The following is a 17,812-nucleotide window of genomic DNA, read 5'->3' on the forward strand; positions in this document are numbered from 1 at the left end:
ATTCATGTTTTTATGAATAATGCAGCCTAAACAATAAAGGAGATTTATACAATGGATAAACAACAAGTTTTAGAAATGCTAGTAGAGTTATGTGAGGATGAAATCGTTTTAGAAAATCCAGATATCGATTTATTTGAAGAAGGTCTTCTTGATTCATTCGGTACAATTAATTTATTAGTGGAAATTGAAAACCGCTTTAATATCTCAGTACCAATTACTGATTTCAACCGTGAGGAATGGAACACGCCAAATCGTATTGTAGCGGAATTAGCTGAAAGACAATGATTAAGAAAGGCTTTCTATCATTATTAATTGCTTTTGTTCTTTTTGCTGGCGTTATATTCTTCCCTAATTCATGGATAGAAGCTTGGATTTCAGATGAAGATGTAGAACAGGCAAAGACAAGTATGTCTCCGTTAGTATTCCAGGGAATGTATTTCCAAGAGCGGATGTTACAGGAGCCTAGTACTATGCCTTTATATGGCTCTTCTGAATTAAATCGTTTTGACCCTTTCCACCCTTATAATTATGCTCGCGCTACAAATGCTCCGTATACGACATTTATGGTCGGGCGTGGTGGAATGCAGTCTATTACACACTTTTTAAATTTTGCTGCACAGGAAGGAAATTTAAAGGATAAGAAAATTGTTTTCATCATTTCTCCTCAATGGTTTACGAAAAAGGGAATGAATGAATTACATTTTTCTCCTAACTATTCGATGTTGCATGCTTATGATTTAGCATACAATAAAGACATTGACGAGGATCTTCGAAATCGAGGAATGGAACGCCTTCTTGACTTCGATACAGTTAATCGCGATGATTTGTTAAAAACAATTTACGAATATAAAATATCTGGCGGTAAAGAAAAACCAATCATTGGACGACTTGCATTGATAGCAGGCCATGTCCAAAAGGCACTTTTAGAGAAAAAAGATTTGTATTACTCTTTATTCCCTCGAGAGCCGCATAAATTAAAAAATAATGACAAGCTAGTTGTTGACCAAACATTTGAGCAACAACTGGAAAGCGCCGAGAAATACGGCGAAAAACGTGTATCCAACGATTTAATGATTGAAAACAAGTTTTATAAACGACTTGTAAATGCGAATATTAAAAAGTTTCAAGGTATGCGCAAAAACGAAGACTATACAACCTCACCTGAATATGAGGATTTACAGCTAGTCATCGATGTTTTAAAGGACGCTGGTGCAAAGCCATTATTTGTTTCTATTCCAGTAAATGGTCATTGGTATGACTACACGGAATATCCTGAGGAACGTCGACAAAAGTATTACGAAAAAATGGAGCAGATCTTGACTGATAATGATGTTCCATTTGTTGATTTCACAGACCATGACTATGATCCTTATTTCATTATGGATACGATTCATATCGCATGGAAGGGCTGGGTATATCTAGACCAAGAGCTAGATAAATACTGGGCGAAGCAATAGAACATAGAGACAGTCTACAGTGTTAATCGCTATAGACTGTCTTTTTTATATGCCTAGGTATTCACTCTATGGTCCTACTTCAGCTTTATATCGCGATAGCTACCTTCATATTAAAATTAATTTCCCCCGCTCCCTACTCTGTTCATTTATCAAGTGAAAACAGTCTAAGTTCTTCAGCATCATTTAAAAAATGGACTACTCTTTCAAACTTCAAACCTATTTTTTCGAGTAGTTTGGCTGAAGCGTGATTTTCTTGCGTTGTGATAGCCACTATACGATTCAGCCCTAGTGTACCTAGACCGTATGCCAATGTCGCTGATGCTGCTTCATAGGCGTATCCTTTTCCCCAATACTTCGGAAGAAAAGCGAAGCCAATATCCACATCTTCTAGCGACTCTCTTTTAACAAAACCACAAATTCCTATCGGGCTTTGATCTTCTTTTCTTTCAACTAAATAAAAACAAAAGCCAAATTGTTCATACGTACGAATTGCTCCATTCACTATATATTCACGCGCATCACCTACTGTTCTCACACCACGATCACCAATGAACTCTAGCCATGAAGGTTCATTCATTAGCTCAAGTATAAAACTCACATCATCTGTTGTTTGTAAGCGAAGGGTAAGTCGTTCTGTTTCAATAATTGTCATCGTAATTCCCTCTCCTTTCAGGATTGTATTCCCCACATTTCCTAAGCTTTTTTTGTAACGTATGCTTTACTTATGAATTTAATATACAATAATGGACTAACAACTGCACTTGCATATGAGAAAAGAGTAAATCCAATCTCACGTTATGGATCAAGTGTTAAATCCAACCCTCAAAAAATCGACAAAATTCAATCTAGTGAAAGTAGTATTAGTGGATGGTACTATGCATTTGAAGATGAAACAGTAAAATTAAAATTAAATGAAACTTATGTATTGGGCGTATACAGAGAATCAAAAGGAAACTCTTTACGAACATATAGCTTGCAGGACGAGAATGACGTGAAGAAAATGATAACTGATGACCATCTTGTATATTTATTAAAATTAAAAATTCATAATAAGTAACTGTTCCTATGTTAAATGGGAATGATTCATTTAAAACTTAATTTCAAGTTCATAGTAAACAACATTTTTCCATTCAAAAAGGCGCCAGCTAACTGCAGTTAACTGACGCCTTTTCCACTATGGTTAAGAAGGTTTTATTTCTTTTCCTTCTTTATCTTTGAATTTGCCGATAATAATCATAATAAAATCGATCAATGCCCAGATACCTAGTCCACCTAAAGTTATAATCATTAAAATACCAGTACCAATTTTACCTACGTAGAAACGATGTATTCCTAGGCCACCTAAAAAGAAACATAGTAAAATCATTACTATATAGTTTTTTTCAGAAGTTTGTTGTTGCATTTTTATCAATCACCTTTCTTACATGTAGTAATAATTTACTACATTTCCATTCAAGATTCTATCACTCTTTCACGTCATTCTCAACTAGTAATAAGTACCTATAGATCCATAGTTGGCCAGCGTATTATTCATTGCTATTAGGTAGATCTTATAACCTTCTTTATCAGGAAATTTGCCGATAACAATCCCGAGCAGTTCCCTACGATACCCGATCTTTGCCAAAAACCCCGACCAACAACAAAAAAATCGCCTCAAAAGTATTTGCATACCTTTGAGGCGATGTTAGAGTAGCTATTGAGTAATAGCCGCTTAAATTATTTTAAGTTATAAAATGAGTTTAAACCAAGATACTCAGCTGTTGAACCAAGTTGATCTTCGATGCGAAGAAGTTGGTTGTATTTAGCTACGCGGTCTGTACGTGATGGAGCACCTGTTTTAATTTGGCCAGCGTTTGTAGCAACTGCGATATCAGCAATTGTTGCATCCTCAGATTCACCAGAACGGTGTGAGATAACTGCTGTGTAACCAGCGCGTTTTGCCATTTCGATCGCTTCAAATGTTTCTGTTAACGTACCGATTTGGTTTACTTTGATAAGGATTGCATTACCAACACCTTGCTCAATACCAGCCGCTAATTTTTTCGTATTCGTTACGAATAGATCGTCGCCTACTAATTGTACACGAGCGCCAATGCGATCTGTTAATAATTTGTGTCCTGCCCAGTCGTTTTCGTCTAAGCCATCTTCAATTGAGATGATTGGATATTTAGCAGTTAACTCTTCGTACCAGTCAACCATTTCTTCAGAAGTTTTGACAACACCTTCACCCTCTAAGTGATATTTGCCATCTTCTTTATTGAATAATTCAGATGAAGCAACGTCCATTGCAAGTTTCACTTCTTCACCTGGTTTATAGCCAGCTTTTTCGATTGCTTCTAAAATTATAGTAATTGCTTCTTCGTTAGAACCAAGGTTTGGTGCAAAACCACCTTCATCACCTACAGCTGTATTATAGCCTTTCGCTTTAAGTACTGCTTTTAAGCTGTGGAAGATTTCAGCACCCATACGTAATGCATGACGGAATGATTCTGCGCCTACAGGCATTACCATGAATTCTTGAATGTCTACGTTGTTATCAGCGTGAGCGCCACCATTTATGATGTTCATCATTGGTACTGGTAGTTGTTTTGCATTAAATCCACCAAGATATTGATAAAGAGGTACATCTAAATAATCTGCCGCAGCATGTGCAACTGCCATTGATACACCTAGAATAGCGTTGGCACCTAGCTTACCTTTGTTTTCTGTGCCATCTAGCTCGATTAAAGCTTTGTCGATGACTACTTGATCAAGAACTGAGTAGTTACCTTCTAGCTCTTGAGCAATAATTGTGTTTACATTTTCAACTGCTTTTAATACACCTTTGCCAAGGTAACGTGATTTGTCACCGTCGCGTAATTCTACTGCCTCATATTCACCTGTAGATGCACCTGATGGTACGATAGAGCGTCCAAAAGCGCCTGATTCTGTAAATACTTCAACTTCTACTGTTGGGTTCCCACGTGAGTCTAAAACTTCGCGCGCATAAATCTGTGTAATAAATGGCATAATTAATTCTCCTCTTTTTCAATTAATGATTGACCTGTCATTTCAGAAGGTTGTGACACCTCTAATAATTCTAACATGGTTGGCGCCAAATCGGCTAAAATGCCACCATTTCTTAACATTAAATTTGGTTTTGTCACAATTACTGGAACAGGATTTGTTGTATGAGCTGTCATTGGAGCCCCTTCTAAAGTAAGTACTTCATCAGAGTTCCCATGGTCAGCTGTAATAATAGCTGCGCCACCTTTTGCAAGGAGTGCATCTACTACCTTCCCAAGACATTCATCGACTGTTTCAATGGCCTTGATTGTTGGCTCTAACATTCCGCTATGCCCAACCATGTCAGGGTTAGCGAAATTAAGAATAATGCCATCAAATTTATCGGCCTCAATCTCTGCAAGCAATGCTTCTGTTACCTCATAGGCACTCATTTCAGGTTTTAAATCGTATGTTGCAACCTTTGGAGATGCAATTAAAATACGTTCTTCCCCGTCAAATTCAGCCTCACGACCACCACTCATAAAGAATGTAACGTGCGGATACTTTTCTGTTTCTGCAATACGAAGCTGTGTTTTACCATTCGAAGCTAACACTTCACCAATCGTATTTTTCAAGTTGTCGTTTTCATACGCAACTTGTGCATTTACTTCATCGCTATAATGTGTGAAAGATACAAATTTTAAATTCCTTGGATGTTTAGCTGATATTGCAAAGCCATCAAATTCATCATTTGTAAACACTTTAGATAGTTGAATCGCACGGTCAGGGCGGAAATTGAAGAAAATAACTGCGTCATTATCGTCAATCGTTGCCACTGCTTCACCATGCTCTTGAACGCTAAATGGAATAACAAACTCATCTGTTACATCACGTTCATATGATTCAGCTACACCACTTGCTGCACTATCGGCTGTTTGGCCAACACCATCAACTAGTACATTGTACGTAAGGGCTACACGATCCCATCGTTTATCACGATCCATCGCATAATAACGACCATGAATAGAAGCGAATTGACCTACGCCAATTTCCTCCATTTGTTTTTCAGTTTCTTTAATATAGTCTAAAGCTGTTGTCGGTCCAACATCACGACCATCTAAGAAACCATGTACAAAGACTTTGTCTAAGCCTTGTTGCTTTGCAAGCTTTAATAGTGCAAACATATGCTCATAATGACTATGTACGCCACCATCTGACAGTAAGCCCATAATATGAAGCTTCGATTGATGTGCTTTCACATGTGCCATTGCATCCAAAAATGCTTGATTCGTAAAGAAATCTCCTTCACGAATAGATTTGTTTAAGCGTGTTAAGCTTTGATAGACAATACGTCCAGCACCGATATTCAGGTGTCCAACTTCAGAGTTCCCCATTTGACCATCGGGTAACCCCACCGCTTCACCTGCTGCCGTTAATGTTGAGTGCGGAAACTCATTCCAAAAACGATCGAAATTAGGTTTGTTTGCCTGTGCTACTGCATTTCCGAACGTTTCATCGCGGAATGCAAAGCCGTCTAAAATAATTAATGCTACTGGCTTTTTAGGCATTTGCTGCCGCCTCCAATAATTTTAAATATGAATCTGGTTGTAAGCTTGCACCGCCAACTAAAGCGCCATCGATATGCTCTTTTGATAATAATTCCTGAATGTTTTCAGGTTTTACGCTACCGCCATATTGAATACGTACTGTAGCGGCCGTTTCAGCATTATATAATTCTTTAATTACTGCACGAATTGCACCGCATACTTGATTAGCATCTTCTGCTGTAGCTGTTTTACCTGTACCAATTGCCCAAATAGGCTCGTAGGCGATTACCATATGCTCTACTTCTTGTGCCCCAAATCCAGCAAGTGCAGCTGTAATTTGATGAGCAACTTTTTGCTCAGTAGTTCCCGCTTCACGTTCCTCAAGCGTTTCTCCACAGCAAATAATTGGTACGATATTATGTGCAAGTGCTGCAGCAACCTTTTTATTGATGGCTTCATCTGTTTCGTTATAATATTCACGTCGTTCAGAATGTCCTAAAATAACATAGTCTACTTCCACACTTGCTAACTGAGCTGGACTAACTTCTCCAGTAAATGCACCTTCGTTTTCATAGTGCATCGTTTGTGCACCAATAGCTAACTCAGATTCACTCGCAACTTGCACAAGCGTAGGTAGGTAAAGTGCTGGTGCACATACAACAGCGTCTACTTTATCATTTGAAGGAATTTTGTCCTGTACCGCATCGACAAACTGAATAGCTTCTTCAAATGTTTTATACATTTTCCAGTTACCTGCAATAATCGGTTTACGCATTGTTTTTGCCTCCTATATTCGTTTATTCCATTTTACTTATCGTTTAATGCCACAATCCCCGGAAGTTCTTTCCCTTCCATCAATTCAAGTGATGCTCCGCCACCTGTAGAAATATGGTCCATTTTATCAGCAACTTCAAATTTCTCTACTGCTGCTGCAGAATCCCCACCACCGATAACGGTATAACCAGTTGTTGTTGCCATAGCTTCCGCTACAGTTTTTGTACCATTCGCAAATTTGTCCATTTCAAAGACACCCATTGGTCCATTCCAAATAATTAATTTAGAATCTTTAATAACCTCTGCATATTTAGCAGCCGTTTTCGGACCAATATCTAAGCCCATCCAATCTGCTGGAATAGTGTCTATATCAACAATTTGTGTTTCAGCATCTTTTGAAAATTCATTTGCGACAACTGCATCGATTGGCATATGTAATTGCACGCCTTTTGCATTTGCCTTTTCAATAAAGGATTTTGCTAAGCCGATTTTATCTTCCTCTAATAAAGATTTACCGATATCATAGCCTTGCGCTTTAATGAATGTGAATGATAAACCGCCACCGATAATTAAGTGATCTACTTTTTCTAATAAGCTTTCAATTACACCGATTTTATCTTTTACTTTGGCACCACCGATAATGGCTGTAAATGGATGCTCAGGCTTAGATAATGCTTTCCCTAGTACGTCTAATTCCTTTTGCATAAGGAAACCAGATACTGCCGGTATATGCTTAGCAATTCCTTCAGTTGACGCGTGTGCACGGTGAGCTGCGCCGAATGCATCATTAACATAAACGTCCGCTAATTTTGCAAATTGCTCTGCTAATGCAGCATCATTTTTCTCTTCACCAGCGTGGAAGCGCACATTTTCAAGTAGCATGATGTCACCATTTTGCATGTTTGCAACGGCGTCTTCTACCTCTTGACCAATCGATTCATTTAATTTTGTCACAGGTTTATCCATCAATTCCGCTAAACGTACACCTACTGCAGTTAAGCGCATACCCTCTTTTACCTCACCCTTTGGACGTCCTAAATGAGAGGCTAAAATGACTTTGGCACCTTGCTCCACTAAATATTCAATTGTAGGGATTGCTGCTCGGATACGTGTTTCGTCAGTAATCGCACCATCTGCCATCGGTACATTAAAATCAACACGTACAAATACGCGCTTTCCTTTTACATCAATATCTTTCATCGTCTTCTTATTTAACATGAAGAAACCCCCTTCAAAGTTTTAGTCGTGAAGTTCCTGGATTCACCCATCTTGGCTCCTCACATCTTTCACGTAACTGTTTTATTGTTCCATCAACACAAAGAGTTATAACAAGCCTTTTCAGCTAGTATCATCCAAACCTTTAATGAAATACTCTTTATCTGACCTATCACCAAAGTTTCACATGGCGTTTGTTAAAAGATGTACTCAAGGAGTCGCCCAGACGGAACGGACATCAACCCACATTATGGAGAGTACCCTTTATATGCCTTTATAGTAGCAAAAGTCACGTTCTATGTCTTGCAATTGCATAACCTGCACGTCGAATTTATATTACGTATAAAAAAGGAGTAAGGGTAAATTTCCCTTACTCCATTACCCTTGTATATTATATCCGTTAGATATTATAAAGGCTATACTTTTTGTGCGCAAAAAGCAGTATTATGTCACACTTTTTACTTTAGCTATCGAATTATGACACTTATTTATTGTTAAATCCTTTTTCTGCGATATATAAAGCTAAGTCCATTAAACGAGTAGAGTAACCAATTTCGTTATCATACCATGCTAGAACCTTTACCATACTATTTTCTAATACCATTGTAGAAAGACCATCTACAGTTGAAGAGTTATGGTTACCATTGTAGTCAATTGACACTAATGGAAGCTCGTTGTATCCTAAAATACCTTTAAGCTCTTTTTCTGAAGCTTCTTTTAATGCAGCATTAATGGATTCTTTTGTTACTTCTGATTTTAGCTCTACTACTAAGTCCACACATGACACGTTTGGTGTTGGTACACGCATAGAGAAGCCGTCTAATTTACCTTTTAATTGAGGTAATACTTTTGAAACTGCTACTGCTGCCCCTGTTGTTGTTGGAATCATTGACACTGCACCAGCACGTGCGCGACGTGGATCAGAGTGCGGGAAGTCAAGGATACGTTGATCGTTTGTATATGAGTGAATTGTCGTCATCATACCACGTTCAATACCAAATTTTTCATCAAGTATTTTTGCAACTGGCGCTAGACAGTTTGTTGTACAAGAAGCATTCGAAATAACATCATCTGTTTTAGGGTTATAATCCTCATGGTTAACACCCATTACAAACGTTGGCATTTCACCCTTCGCTGGAGCTGAAAGGATAGCTTTTTTTGCACCCGCTTGAACATGTTTCCCTACTTCTTCCATCGAACGGAATCTACCTGTACATTCAAGTACTACATCAACGCCTAGTTCACCCCAAGGTAAATTAGCAGGATCTTTTTCTGCATACACGTTAATTTTCTTTCCATTTACTACGAAAGAATCGCCTTCTGCATAAACATCAGCATCGTAGATACCGTGTACTGAATCATAAGTTAATAAGTGTGCAAGTTGACCTGCATCTGTTAGATCATTTACTGCAACCACTTCGATTTCATCGTGTTTCATAGCTTCACGAAATACTAATCGTCCAATACGTCCAAATCCGTTAATCGCTAATTTTAATGCCATTGTCAATTCCTCCAATATTGTTTAAATAATTTATTTTTGCTCGGACATTTATAATATCCGCAATTGGCTTTATTCTCATTCAAGGGTTTTTAACACCCGCTTAAATATGAGTTCCTTAGTCATTTATAAAGAAGGTAAACCTTCAGCGATTGCTTTAGCGGCTACCTCATCCGTTATAAAAATGGTTTGCTTTGGAGCTACCTTAAAGTACGATAGCATTGCCTTCACTTTTTGTTTACCAGCAGCAACTGCTATGACTTGCTTACTTCTTTGAACTTGCTCAAACTGAATACCGATTGTTCGAATTCGATGTACAATTTCGCCTTCTGCGTTGAAATAATAGCCAAATGCTTCACTAACTGCACCCTTTTCTTCGAGTATCCGTAAATCTTCAGGCGATGAATTGCGACGAACAGCCATTTCCTCTGCAGAGCCAATACCATGGATTACACAATCTGCATGATCATAATAATTCATCATTTCAGTTACCATTGGCTCTGTTAACATTGCTTGATAGGCCTGCTCACTTAAATGCTCTGGTAAAAACAAAGTGCGATACTGTGCATTCATTTGCATGGCAAATGTTGAGACAAGTGTATTAGCTTGCATTTGCATTTCATGTCCAATACCACCACGAGCAGCAACAAATGTGATGTTGTGTGTATCAGCTGGATGTAAAAATTGCGCAAGTGATGCAACCGACTTTCCACCTGTAACAGCTACTGTTTGACCATCAAAGCTAGTTGCCATAAATTGTTGTGCTGCTTCTTTTCCAAGCAATGTTAATATCGTATCGTCTTCGTTGTAATCACCTGGAACAACAATTACATGCTGTAAGCCAAAATGGTTTTCCAGTAATTTAGCTAGCTGTGTCAGACCAGACCATTCATAAACTAGTGCTCGTAGCTTATCAATAACTGCTTCACCTTCGTCTGTACATACCATACCCGACTTTTGAGAATCTAATAACCCTTGCTCACGTAAAATATCCGTTTCTTTACGAATTTCTCGTTCGGTCATTTTAAGTGAATCTGCAAGTGTTCGACGCCCAATTGGCTGCATAAGCTGAACTGTTTGCAAAATACGATATCTCGATTGTAGAAGCGGATACATTTCTGGAAGTAGCCTTTGCTGTGCCTCAGGTACAGATAACATATTAACCTACTCCCTTTTAATAGTTGTGGGTTATTTTTTGTCCCATTATATAAAATTATGTCCCACTTACAACTTTATTATAATACGCTTTAAAATAAAGAGCAAGTAAATGCTATGTATTGGCATTAAAAAATATTTTAAGCATAGTGGCCTAATTACGCCTGTGTTGGGTTTCATTGGAATGTAGGCTTCTTACACACTGTTATGCGGATAAATTTATAAGGTTTCTGCACTATTGCTGATTGAAGTGAAAGGCTACTCGGCTCCCGTAGGAAAGCGAGACAGGCGAGACCCTGAACGGGCGGTAGCGGATGTTTTATGTGCGAAAGCGTAGTGCTAACGTAGCGACAGCAAAATGTTTTATCTGTGCGAAAGCGTAGCGACAGCAACAACAAATGTTTTCTGTAGCGAAAGCAAAGTGGCAGCTACAAAGCGAGTAGCCTGGAACGGAAATCACCCTCATTTAAAGAGCCGCACATAGATCCCTTAACCATTTTTTTCAACATAATAAAAACCCGTAACCAAATTGTCATGGTTACGAGTTTTTGTTAGCTTATTTTGTGAAAGATAAAATTGCGTTTTTCTTAAATCCGCCTAAAGCTTTTGTTGCTTCATTTTTATTTGTGTATTCAAAAATACGAACGTCCTTTTTCTCAAATACTGTAATAACCCACATTGTAAAATCTCCTTTCAAATATACGTTTTGTATTATAACAACCACTGAAAATGTGATGCTTTTGATAAACTGTTTTATAACAACTTCTTACTGATTCCTATTCTACTCCTTTTTTTTAAAAAATAAAGCCTAATGTGAAGGTCTTCACAAACTGTTCAAATTCTAAACGTTTTCATTGAACAAATTGTGAATTGTGGTTATTACCACTAAAAATTTGGGTAAAGTAAAAATTCATCTACTCCCTACGTGTTACGACCCCACTTTCATCGCCTGAAGACTATATAATTGGCAGGAGCTATAATTATATCGTTTGGATTAACATTCACTAAAAAACTGCAAATAAAAAAAGCCGAGGAATAAATCCTCGACTTTTTAAGTTGCCTAGCGACGTCCTACTCTCACAGGGGGAAGCCCCCAACTACCATCGGCGCTAAAGAGCTTAACTTCCGTGTTCGGTATGGGAACGGGTGTGACCTCTTTGCCATCATCACTAGACTATTTTCGGCTTTCAATATACGTCGCATTTCTTCGTCAGCTTCAGTCGTTCAGTCAGTCACGTACTTGAGTACGCTTCTTCCCTCTCTCCATCGCTTCCTCGAACTACTCGTATCTTGAAACCCTATATGAAAGAAATTATTCTTTCAAAACTGGATAAACTGTTCATTGAATGTTTCAAACATTTTGGTTAAGTCCTCGATCGATTAGTATTCGTCAGCTCCATGTGTCACCACACTTCCACCTCGAACCTATCTACCTCATCGTCTTTGAGGGATCTTACTTACTTGCGTAATGGGAAATCTCATCTTGAGGGGGGCTTCATGCTTAGATGCTTTCAGCACTTATCCCGTCCACACATAGCTACCCAGCGATGCCTTTGGCAAGACAACTGGTACACCAGCGGTGTGTCCATCCCGGTCCTCTCGTACTAAGGACAGCTCCTCTCAAATTTCCTACGCCCACGACGGATAGGGACCGAACTGTCTCACGACGTTCTGAACCCAGCTCGCGTACCGCTTTAATGGGCGAACAGCCCAACCCTTGGGACCGACTACAGCCCCAGGATGCGATGAGCCGACATCGAGGTGCCAAACCTCCCCGTCGATGTGGACTCTTGGGGGAGATAAGCCTGTTATCCCCGGGGTAGCTTTTATCCGTTGAGCGATGGCCCTTCCATGCGGAACCACCGGATCACTAAGCCCGTCTTTCGACCCTGCTCGACTTGTAGGTCTCGCAGTCAAGCTCCCTTGTGCCTTTACACTCTACGAATGATTTCCAACCATTCTGAGGGAACCTTTGGGCGCCTCCGTTACCTTTTAGGAGGCGACCGCCCCAGTCAAACTGTCCGCCTGACACTGTCTCCTGCCCCGCTAAGGGGCATGGGTTAGAATTTCAATACAACCAGGGTAGTATCCCACCGACGCCTCCTTCGAAGCTGGCGCTCCGAGATCTCTGGCTCCTACCTATCCTGTACAAGTTGTACCAAAATTCAATATCAGGCTACAGTAAAGCTCCACGGGGTCTTTCCGTCCTGTCGCGGGTAACCTGCATCTTCACAGGTACTATAATTTCACCGAGTCTCTCGTTGAGACAGTGCCCAGATCGTTACGCCTTTCGTGCGGGTCGGAACTTACCCGACAAGGAATTTCGCTACCTTAGGACCGTTATAGTTACGGCCGCCGTTTACTGGGGCTTCAATTCGCAGCTTCGCTTGCGCTAACCACTCCTCTTAACCTTCCAGCACCGGGCAGGCGTCAGCCCCTATACGTCACCTTACGGTTTTGCAGAGACCTGTGTTTTTGCTAAACAGTCGCCTGGGCCTATTCACTGCGGCTCTCATGCGCTTGCACGCTCAAGAGCACCCCTTCTCCCGAAGTTACGGGGTCATTTTGCCGAGTTCCTTAACGAGAGTTCTCTCGCACACCTTAGGATTCTCTCCTCGACTACCTGTGTCGGTTTGCGGTACGGGCACCTCTCACCTCGATAGAGGCTTTTCTTGGCAGTGTGAAATCAGGAACTTCGTCCATACGGACTCGCCATCACAGCTCAACGTTACAGTGTGCGGATTTGCCTACACACACGCCTTACTGCTTGGACGCGCATATCCAACAGCGCGCTTACCCTATCCTACTGCGTCCCCCCATTTCTCAAACGGTGAGGAGGTGGTACAGGAATATCAACCTGTTGTCCATCGCCTACGCCTATCGGCCTCGGCTTAGGTCCCGACTAACCCTGAGCGGACGAGCCTTCCTCAGGAAACCTTAGTCATACGGTGGACGGGATTCTCACCCGTCTTTCGCTACTCATACCGGCATTCTCACTTCTAAGCGCTCCACCAGTCCTTCCGATCTGACTTCAACGCACTTAGAACGCTCTCCTACCACTGACATCGTAGATGTCAATCCACAGCTTCGGTGAATCGTTTAGCCCCGATACATTTTCGGCGCAGCGTCACTCGACCAGTGAGCTATTACGCACTCTTTAAATGATGGCTGCTTCTAAGCCAACATCCTGGTTGTCTGTGCAACGCCACATCCTTTTCCACTTAACGATTACTTTGGGACCTTAGCTGGTGGTCTGGGCTGTTTCCCTTTTGACTACGGATCTTATCACTCGCAGTCTGACTCCCGTGTATAAATATCTGGCATTCGGAGTTTGTCTGAATTCGGTAAACCGGGATGGCCCCCTAGTCCAAACAGTGCTCTACCTCCAGTATTCTCATCACGAGGCTAGCCCTAAAGCTATTTCGGAGAGAACCAGCTATCTCCAAGTTCGATTGGAATTTCTCCGCTACCCACACCTCATCCCCGCACTTTTCAACGTGCGTGGGTTCGGGCCTCCAGTAAGTGTTACCTCACCTTCACCCTGGACATGGGTAGATCACCTGGTTTCGGGTCTACGACCACGTACTATTTCGCCCTATTCAGACTCGCTTTCGCTGCGGCTCCGCCTTCTAAAGCTTAACCTCGCACGTAATCGTAACTCGCCGGTTCATTCTACAAAAGGCACGCTATCACCCATTAACGGGCTCTAACTACTTGTAGGCACACGGTTTCAGGATCTCTTTCACTCCCCTTCCGGGGTGCTTTTCACCTTTCCCTCACGGTACTGGTTCACTATCGGTCACTAGGTAGTATTTAGCCTTGGGAGATGGTCCTCCCGGATTCCGACGGAATTTCACGTGTTCCGCCGTACTCAGGATCCACTCAGGAGAGAACGAACTTTCGACTACAGGGCTTTTACCTGCTCTGGCGGACCTTTCCAAGTCGCTTCATCTAACTCGCTCTTTTGTAACTCCGTATAGAGTGTCCTACAACCCCAAGAGGCAAGCCTCTTGGTTTGGGCTCTTCCCGTTTCGCTCGCCGCTACTCAGGGAATCGATTTTTCTTTCTCTTCCTCCAGGTACTTAGATGTTTCAGTTCCCTGGGTCTGCCTTCAAGACGCTATGTATTCACGTCAAGATACTACGCGATTAAACGTAGTGGGTTCCCCCATTCGGAAATCTCCGGATCAAAGCTCACTTACAGCTCCCCGAAGCATATCGGTGTTAGTGCCGTCCTTCTTCGGCTCCTAGTGCCAAGGCATTCGCCGTGCGCCCTTAATAACTTAACCTATAGCTTTCAATACACATCGCATTTCGTTGTCAGCTTCACTCGTTCAGTCAGTCACGTACAGAGGTACGTTCGTTCCTTCTCTCGATTGCTTCCTAGAACTGCTCGTGTCTTGAAACCTTATTCGTTATTAAGCCTATAAAAAAACTTAAAAAATAAATGTGTTTGTTACAATTTCAATGTCGTTTTATCCAGTTTTCAAAGAACAAGTTTTGAAGTGTTTCATTCAGAAGAATGAACCTTCAAAACTGAACGCAAAACGTAATCTTACAAACCCTAGGTTTGTATTCCGAAAATATCCTTAGAAAGGAGGTGATCCAGCCGCACCTTCCGATACGGCTACCTTGTTACGACTTCACCCCAATCATCTATCCCACCTTCGGCGGCTGGCTCCAAAAGGTTACCCCACCGACTTCGGGTGTTACAAACTCTCGTGGTGTGACGGGCGGTGTGTACAAGGCCCGGGAACGTATTCACCGCGGCATGCTGATCCGCGATTACTAGCGATTCCGGCTTCATGTAGGCGAGTTGCAGCCTACAATCCGAACTGAGAACGACTTTATCGGATTAGCTCCCTCTCGCGAGTTGGCAACCGTTTGTATCGTCCATTGTAGCACGTGTGTAGCCCAGGTCATAAGGGGCATGATGATTTGACGTCATCCCCACCTTCCTCCGGTTTGTCACCGGCAGTCACCTTAGAGTGCCCAACTAAATGATGGCAACTAAGATCAAGGGTTGCGCTCGTTGCGGGACTTAACCCAACATCTCACGACACGAGCTGACGACAACCATGCACCACCTGTCACCGTTGTCCCCGAAGGGAAAACCATATCTCTACAGTGGTCAACGGGATGTCAAGACCTGGTAAGGTTCTTCGCGTTGCTTCGAATTAAACCACATGCTCCACCGCTTGTGCGGGCCCCCGTCAATTCCTTTGAGTTTCAGTCTTGCGACCGTACTCCCCAGGCGGAGTGCTTAATGCGTTAGCTGCAGCACTAAGGGGCGGAAACCCCCTAACACTTAGCACTCATCGTTTACGGCGTGGACTACCAGGGTATCTAATCCTGTTTGCTCCCCACGCTTTCGCGCCTCAGCGTCAGTTACAGACCAGAAAGTCGCCTTCGCCACTGGTGTTCCTCCAAATCTCTACGCATTTCACCGCTACACTTGGAATTCCACTTTCCTCTTCTGCACTCAAGTCCCCCAGTTTCCAATGACCCTCCACGGTTGAGCCGTGGGCTTTCACATCAGACTTAAAGGACCGCCTGCGCGCGCTTTACGCCCAATAATTCCGGACAACGCTTGCCACCTACGTATTACCGCGGCTGCTGGCACGTAGTTAGCCGTGGCTTTCTAATAAGGTACCGTCAAGGTACAGCCAGTTACTACTGTACTTGTTCTTCCCTTACAACAGAGTTTTACGATCCGAAAACCTTCTTCACTCACGCGGCGTTGCTCCATCAGGCTTTCGCCCATTGTGGAAGATTCCCTACTGCTGCCTCCCGTAGGAGTCTGGGCCGTGTCTCAGTCCCAGTGTGGCCGATCACCCTCTCAGGTCGGCTACGCATCGTCGCCTTGGTGAGCCGTTACCTCACCAACTAGCTAATGCGCCGCGGGCCCATCTTATAGCGACAGCCGAGACCGTCTTTCAGTATTTCACCATGAAGTAAAATAGATTATTCGGTATTAGCCCCGGTTTCCCGGAGTTATCCCAAACTATAAGGTAGGTTGCCCACGTGTTACTCACCCGTCCGCCGCTAACGTCAAAGGAGCAAGCTCCTTTTCTGTTCGCTCGACTTGCATGTATTAGGCACGCCGCCAGCGTTCGTCCTGAGCCAGGATCAAACTCTCCATAAAAGAAATTTGATTAGCTCAAATTGTTTTGCTGGCATCATGTTTGATGTCCAAAATTTTGTTTCGTTCACCAACTCAAGGTTAGCTACTAAAAACTTTATTGATTACGTTTTGCTTGTTCAGTTTTCAAGGTTCATTTTTTACTGTCGACCAGCGACAGTAATTCATTATATCAAAATATCAATATGTTTGTCAACAACTATTTTGAAATGTTTTTTCACTGTCAATGTGACAGGACTTTATTCTATCAAAATATCAATATGTTTGTCAAACCAATTTTGAAATATTTTTTCTGTCGATGTGACAGGAATAACAATATATCACGATTACTTTTCATTTGTCAACACGTTTAAACAATTTTTCAATACAGTAGATTTAACGACAGCTAAATTATAATATCAAAGAGAATCAACCCTCTCAATAAAGGAACACATCATATAAATAATTAGCCTCCTAGACGGAAACGAACTTTTTTAACCGTATTCGTTTCCACGCTCTGTGTATGTTGATTTATACAAAGTTCCTCGTATGAATTCTGCTACAAACATAGCAAGGAGAAAAGTGAATTTTTTAGGAAAGGTTTTTATCCTTCATTTTAAAAGTTATCGATATGTACATTATCTCGCTTTGTTATTAGCTACATAAATGTTCCATAAGTGTTGCGTAATCCAAATTGCCGTATTGTATTACTTGCCCATCCTTTTCTACTACTGGAATCATAAGCATATACTTTTCATGTATGCTCTCATCTTCTTCAATATCAATAATTTCTATATCAAAATCTATATCTTCTTGTACAAGCTTTAATGTATGCAGTCCCTCGACACATAGCCCACAATTAGCTCGACTAAAATATTTCACGTTCAATTACAGCACCACCCTTATGAGCTATTATAAAACGAAACAGCAATCTATAACAATTTATCGAGCAATAGCGCCAATTATTAAATGGTTCTGACTTTTTCTATCCCTAAAACAGCAAAATTATTGGATATATGGATTATTCCATTGGGTTCTAACTATAAAAGACTGTGCAAGAT

General features: G+C 41.4%; 13 protein-coding genes and 3 rRNA genes. 3 read left to right on the forward strand and 13 right to left on the reverse strand.

Going from position 1 to position 17,812, the window contains the following annotated elements:
• The first annotated feature begins 51 nt into the window (after positions 1–51).
• Positions 52–285, forward strand: a complete 234-nt coding sequence (gene dltC / locus AC3WSO_RS20320) for a D-alanine--poly(phosphoribitol) ligase subunit 2 (RefSeq protein ID WP_079561390.1) — start codon at positions 52–54, stop codon at positions 283–285.
• Positions 282–1,457 carry a D-alanyl-lipoteichoic acid biosynthesis protein DltD gene (gene dltD, locus AC3WSO_RS20325; RefSeq protein ID WP_492533257.1) on the forward strand — a complete coding sequence of 392 codons (1,176 nt, stop codon included), beginning with the start codon at positions 282–284 and terminating at the stop codon, positions 1,455–1,457. The genes dltC and dltD overlap by 4 nt, the downstream gene beginning before the upstream one ends.
• Positions 1,458–1,599: 142 nt before the next feature.
• Here the strand turns inward: dltD and AC3WSO_RS20330 are convergent, their stop codons facing one another.
• Entirely contained in the window at positions 1,600–2,109 is a 510-nt protein-coding gene (locus AC3WSO_RS20330; protein WP_492533258.1) for a GNAT family N-acetyltransferase, read from the reverse strand.
• Positions 2,110–2,181: 72 nt separating this feature from the next.
• Here AC3WSO_RS20330 and AC3WSO_RS20335 point away from each other — a divergent pair, with 72 nt between their 5' ends.
• Entirely contained in the window at positions 2,182–2,514 is a 333-nt protein-coding gene (locus tag AC3WSO_RS20335) for a hypothetical protein (protein WP_492533260.1), read from the forward strand.
• Positions 2,515–2,637: 123 nt separating this feature from the next.
• Here AC3WSO_RS20335 and AC3WSO_RS20340 read toward each other — a convergent pair whose 3' ends face one another.
• The 12 genes from AC3WSO_RS20340 to AC3WSO_RS20395 form a co-directional block, all read right to left on the reverse strand.
• Entirely contained in the window at positions 2,638–2,859 is a 222-nt protein-coding gene (locus tag AC3WSO_RS20340; RefSeq protein WP_492533261.1) for a TM2 domain-containing protein, read from the reverse strand.
• 314 nt (positions 2,860–3,173) lie between these two features.
• Positions 3,174–4,466 (reverse strand): phosphopyruvate hydratase, encoded by a 1,293-nt coding sequence (eno, locus tag AC3WSO_RS20345; RefSeq protein ID WP_492533262.1) that lies wholly within the window; start codon positions 4,464–4,466, stop codon positions 3,174–3,176.
• 2 nt (positions 4,467–4,468) lie between these two features.
• Positions 4,469–6,010 carry a 2,3-bisphosphoglycerate-independent phosphoglycerate mutase gene (gene gpmI, locus AC3WSO_RS20350; RefSeq protein ID WP_492533263.1) on the reverse strand — a complete coding sequence of 514 codons (1,542 nt, stop codon included), beginning with the start codon at positions 6,008–6,010 and terminating at the stop codon, positions 4,469–4,471.
• Positions 6,003–6,764: a triose-phosphate isomerase gene (gene tpiA, locus AC3WSO_RS20355; protein WP_492533264.1), complete on the reverse strand. Its 762-nt coding sequence runs from the start codon at positions 6,762–6,764 to the stop codon at positions 6,003–6,005. Before tpiA ends, gpmI begins: the two co-directional genes overlap by 8 nt.
• Before the next feature lie 32 nt (positions 6,765–6,796).
• Positions 6,797–7,981 (reverse strand): phosphoglycerate kinase, encoded by a 1,185-nt coding sequence (locus AC3WSO_RS20360; protein ID WP_492533265.1) that lies wholly within the window; start codon positions 7,979–7,981, stop codon positions 6,797–6,799.
• A 481-nt stretch (positions 7,982–8,462) separates the two neighbouring features.
• Positions 8,463–9,479, reverse strand: coding sequence for a type I glyceraldehyde-3-phosphate dehydrogenase (gene gap, locus AC3WSO_RS20365; protein WP_492533266.1), 1,017 nt, complete (start codon positions 9,477–9,479; stop codon positions 8,463–8,465).
• 123 nt (positions 9,480–9,602) lie between these two features.
• On the reverse strand, positions 9,603–10,634 hold the full coding sequence (locus AC3WSO_RS20370) for a sugar-binding transcriptional regulator (RefSeq protein ID WP_492533268.1): 1,032 nt from the start codon (positions 10,632–10,634) through the stop codon (positions 9,603–9,605).
• Positions 10,635–11,187: 553 nt separating this feature from the next.
• The gene (locus AC3WSO_RS20375) at positions 11,188–11,310 is read right to left on the reverse strand and encodes a hypothetical protein (RefSeq protein WP_263297453.1); all 123 of its coding nucleotides are present in this window, start codon (positions 11,308–11,310) and stop codon (positions 11,188–11,190) included.
• A 379-nt stretch (positions 11,311–11,689) separates the two neighbouring features.
• Positions 11,690–11,805: ribosomal RNA gene (gene rrf / locus AC3WSO_RS20380) — 5S ribosomal RNA — on the reverse strand.
• Positions 11,806–11,991: 186 nt separating this feature from the next.
• Positions 11,992–14,919: ribosomal RNA gene (locus AC3WSO_RS20385) — 23S ribosomal RNA — on the reverse strand.
• A gap of 304 nt (positions 14,920–15,223) precedes the next feature.
• Positions 15,224–16,775, reverse strand: a 16S ribosomal RNA gene (locus AC3WSO_RS20390).
• Together the 16S, 23S and 5S rRNA genes form the textbook arrangement of a ribosomal RNA operon.
• Before the next feature lie 630 nt (positions 16,776–17,405).
• A complete protein-coding gene (locus tag AC3WSO_RS20395; RefSeq protein ID WP_492533269.1) occupies positions 17,406–17,639 on the reverse strand; it encodes a glutaredoxin family protein in 234 nt (77 codons plus the stop codon).
• Positions 17,640–17,812: the final 173 nt, after the last annotated feature.

The organism is Lysinibacillus sp. EB106-09-02-XG168, assembly GCF_058791475.1.

What these genes read in the sequence shown, in the direction of transcription:
- dltC (WP_079561390.1), top strand. Translation starts at nt 52, where the DNA reads ATGGATAAACAACAAGTTTTAGAAATGCTAGTAGAGTTATGTGAGGAT.
- dltD (WP_492533257.1), top strand. Translation starts at nt 282, where the DNA reads ATGATTAAGAAAGGCTTTCTATCATTATTAATTGCTTTTGTTCTTTTT.
- AC3WSO_RS20330 (WP_492533258.1), bottom strand. Translation starts at nt 2,109, where the DNA reads ATGACAATTATTGAAACAGAACGACTTACCCTTCGCTTACAAACAACA.
- AC3WSO_RS20335 (WP_492533260.1), top strand. Translation starts at nt 2,182, where the DNA reads ATGAATTTAATATACAATAATGGACTAACAACTGCACTTGCATATGAG.
- AC3WSO_RS20340 (WP_492533261.1), bottom strand. Translation starts at nt 2,859, where the DNA reads ATGCAACAACAAACTTCTGAAAAAAACTATATAGTAATGATTTTACTA.
- eno (WP_492533262.1), bottom strand. Translation starts at nt 4,466, where the DNA reads ATGCCATTTATTACACAGATTTATGCGCGCGAAGTTTTAGACTCACGT.
- gpmI (WP_492533263.1), bottom strand. Translation starts at nt 6,010, where the DNA reads ATGCCTAAAAAGCCAGTAGCATTAATTATTTTAGACGGCTTTGCATTC.
- tpiA (WP_492533264.1), bottom strand. Translation starts at nt 6,764, where the DNA reads ATGCGTAAACCGATTATTGCAGGTAACTGGAAAATGTATAAAACATTT.
- AC3WSO_RS20360 (WP_492533265.1), bottom strand. Translation starts at nt 7,981, where the DNA reads ATGTTAAATAAGAAGACGATGAAAGATATTGATGTAAAAGGAAAGCGC.
- gap (WP_492533266.1), bottom strand. Translation starts at nt 9,479, where the DNA reads ATGGCATTAAAATTAGCGATTAACGGATTTGGACGTATTGGACGATTA.
- AC3WSO_RS20370 (WP_492533268.1), bottom strand. Translation starts at nt 10,634, where the DNA reads ATGTTATCTGTACCTGAGGCACAGCAAAGGCTACTTCCAGAAATGTAT.
- AC3WSO_RS20375 (WP_263297453.1), bottom strand. Translation starts at nt 11,310, where the DNA reads ATGTGGGTTATTACAGTATTTGAGAAAAAGGACGTTCGTATTTTTGAA.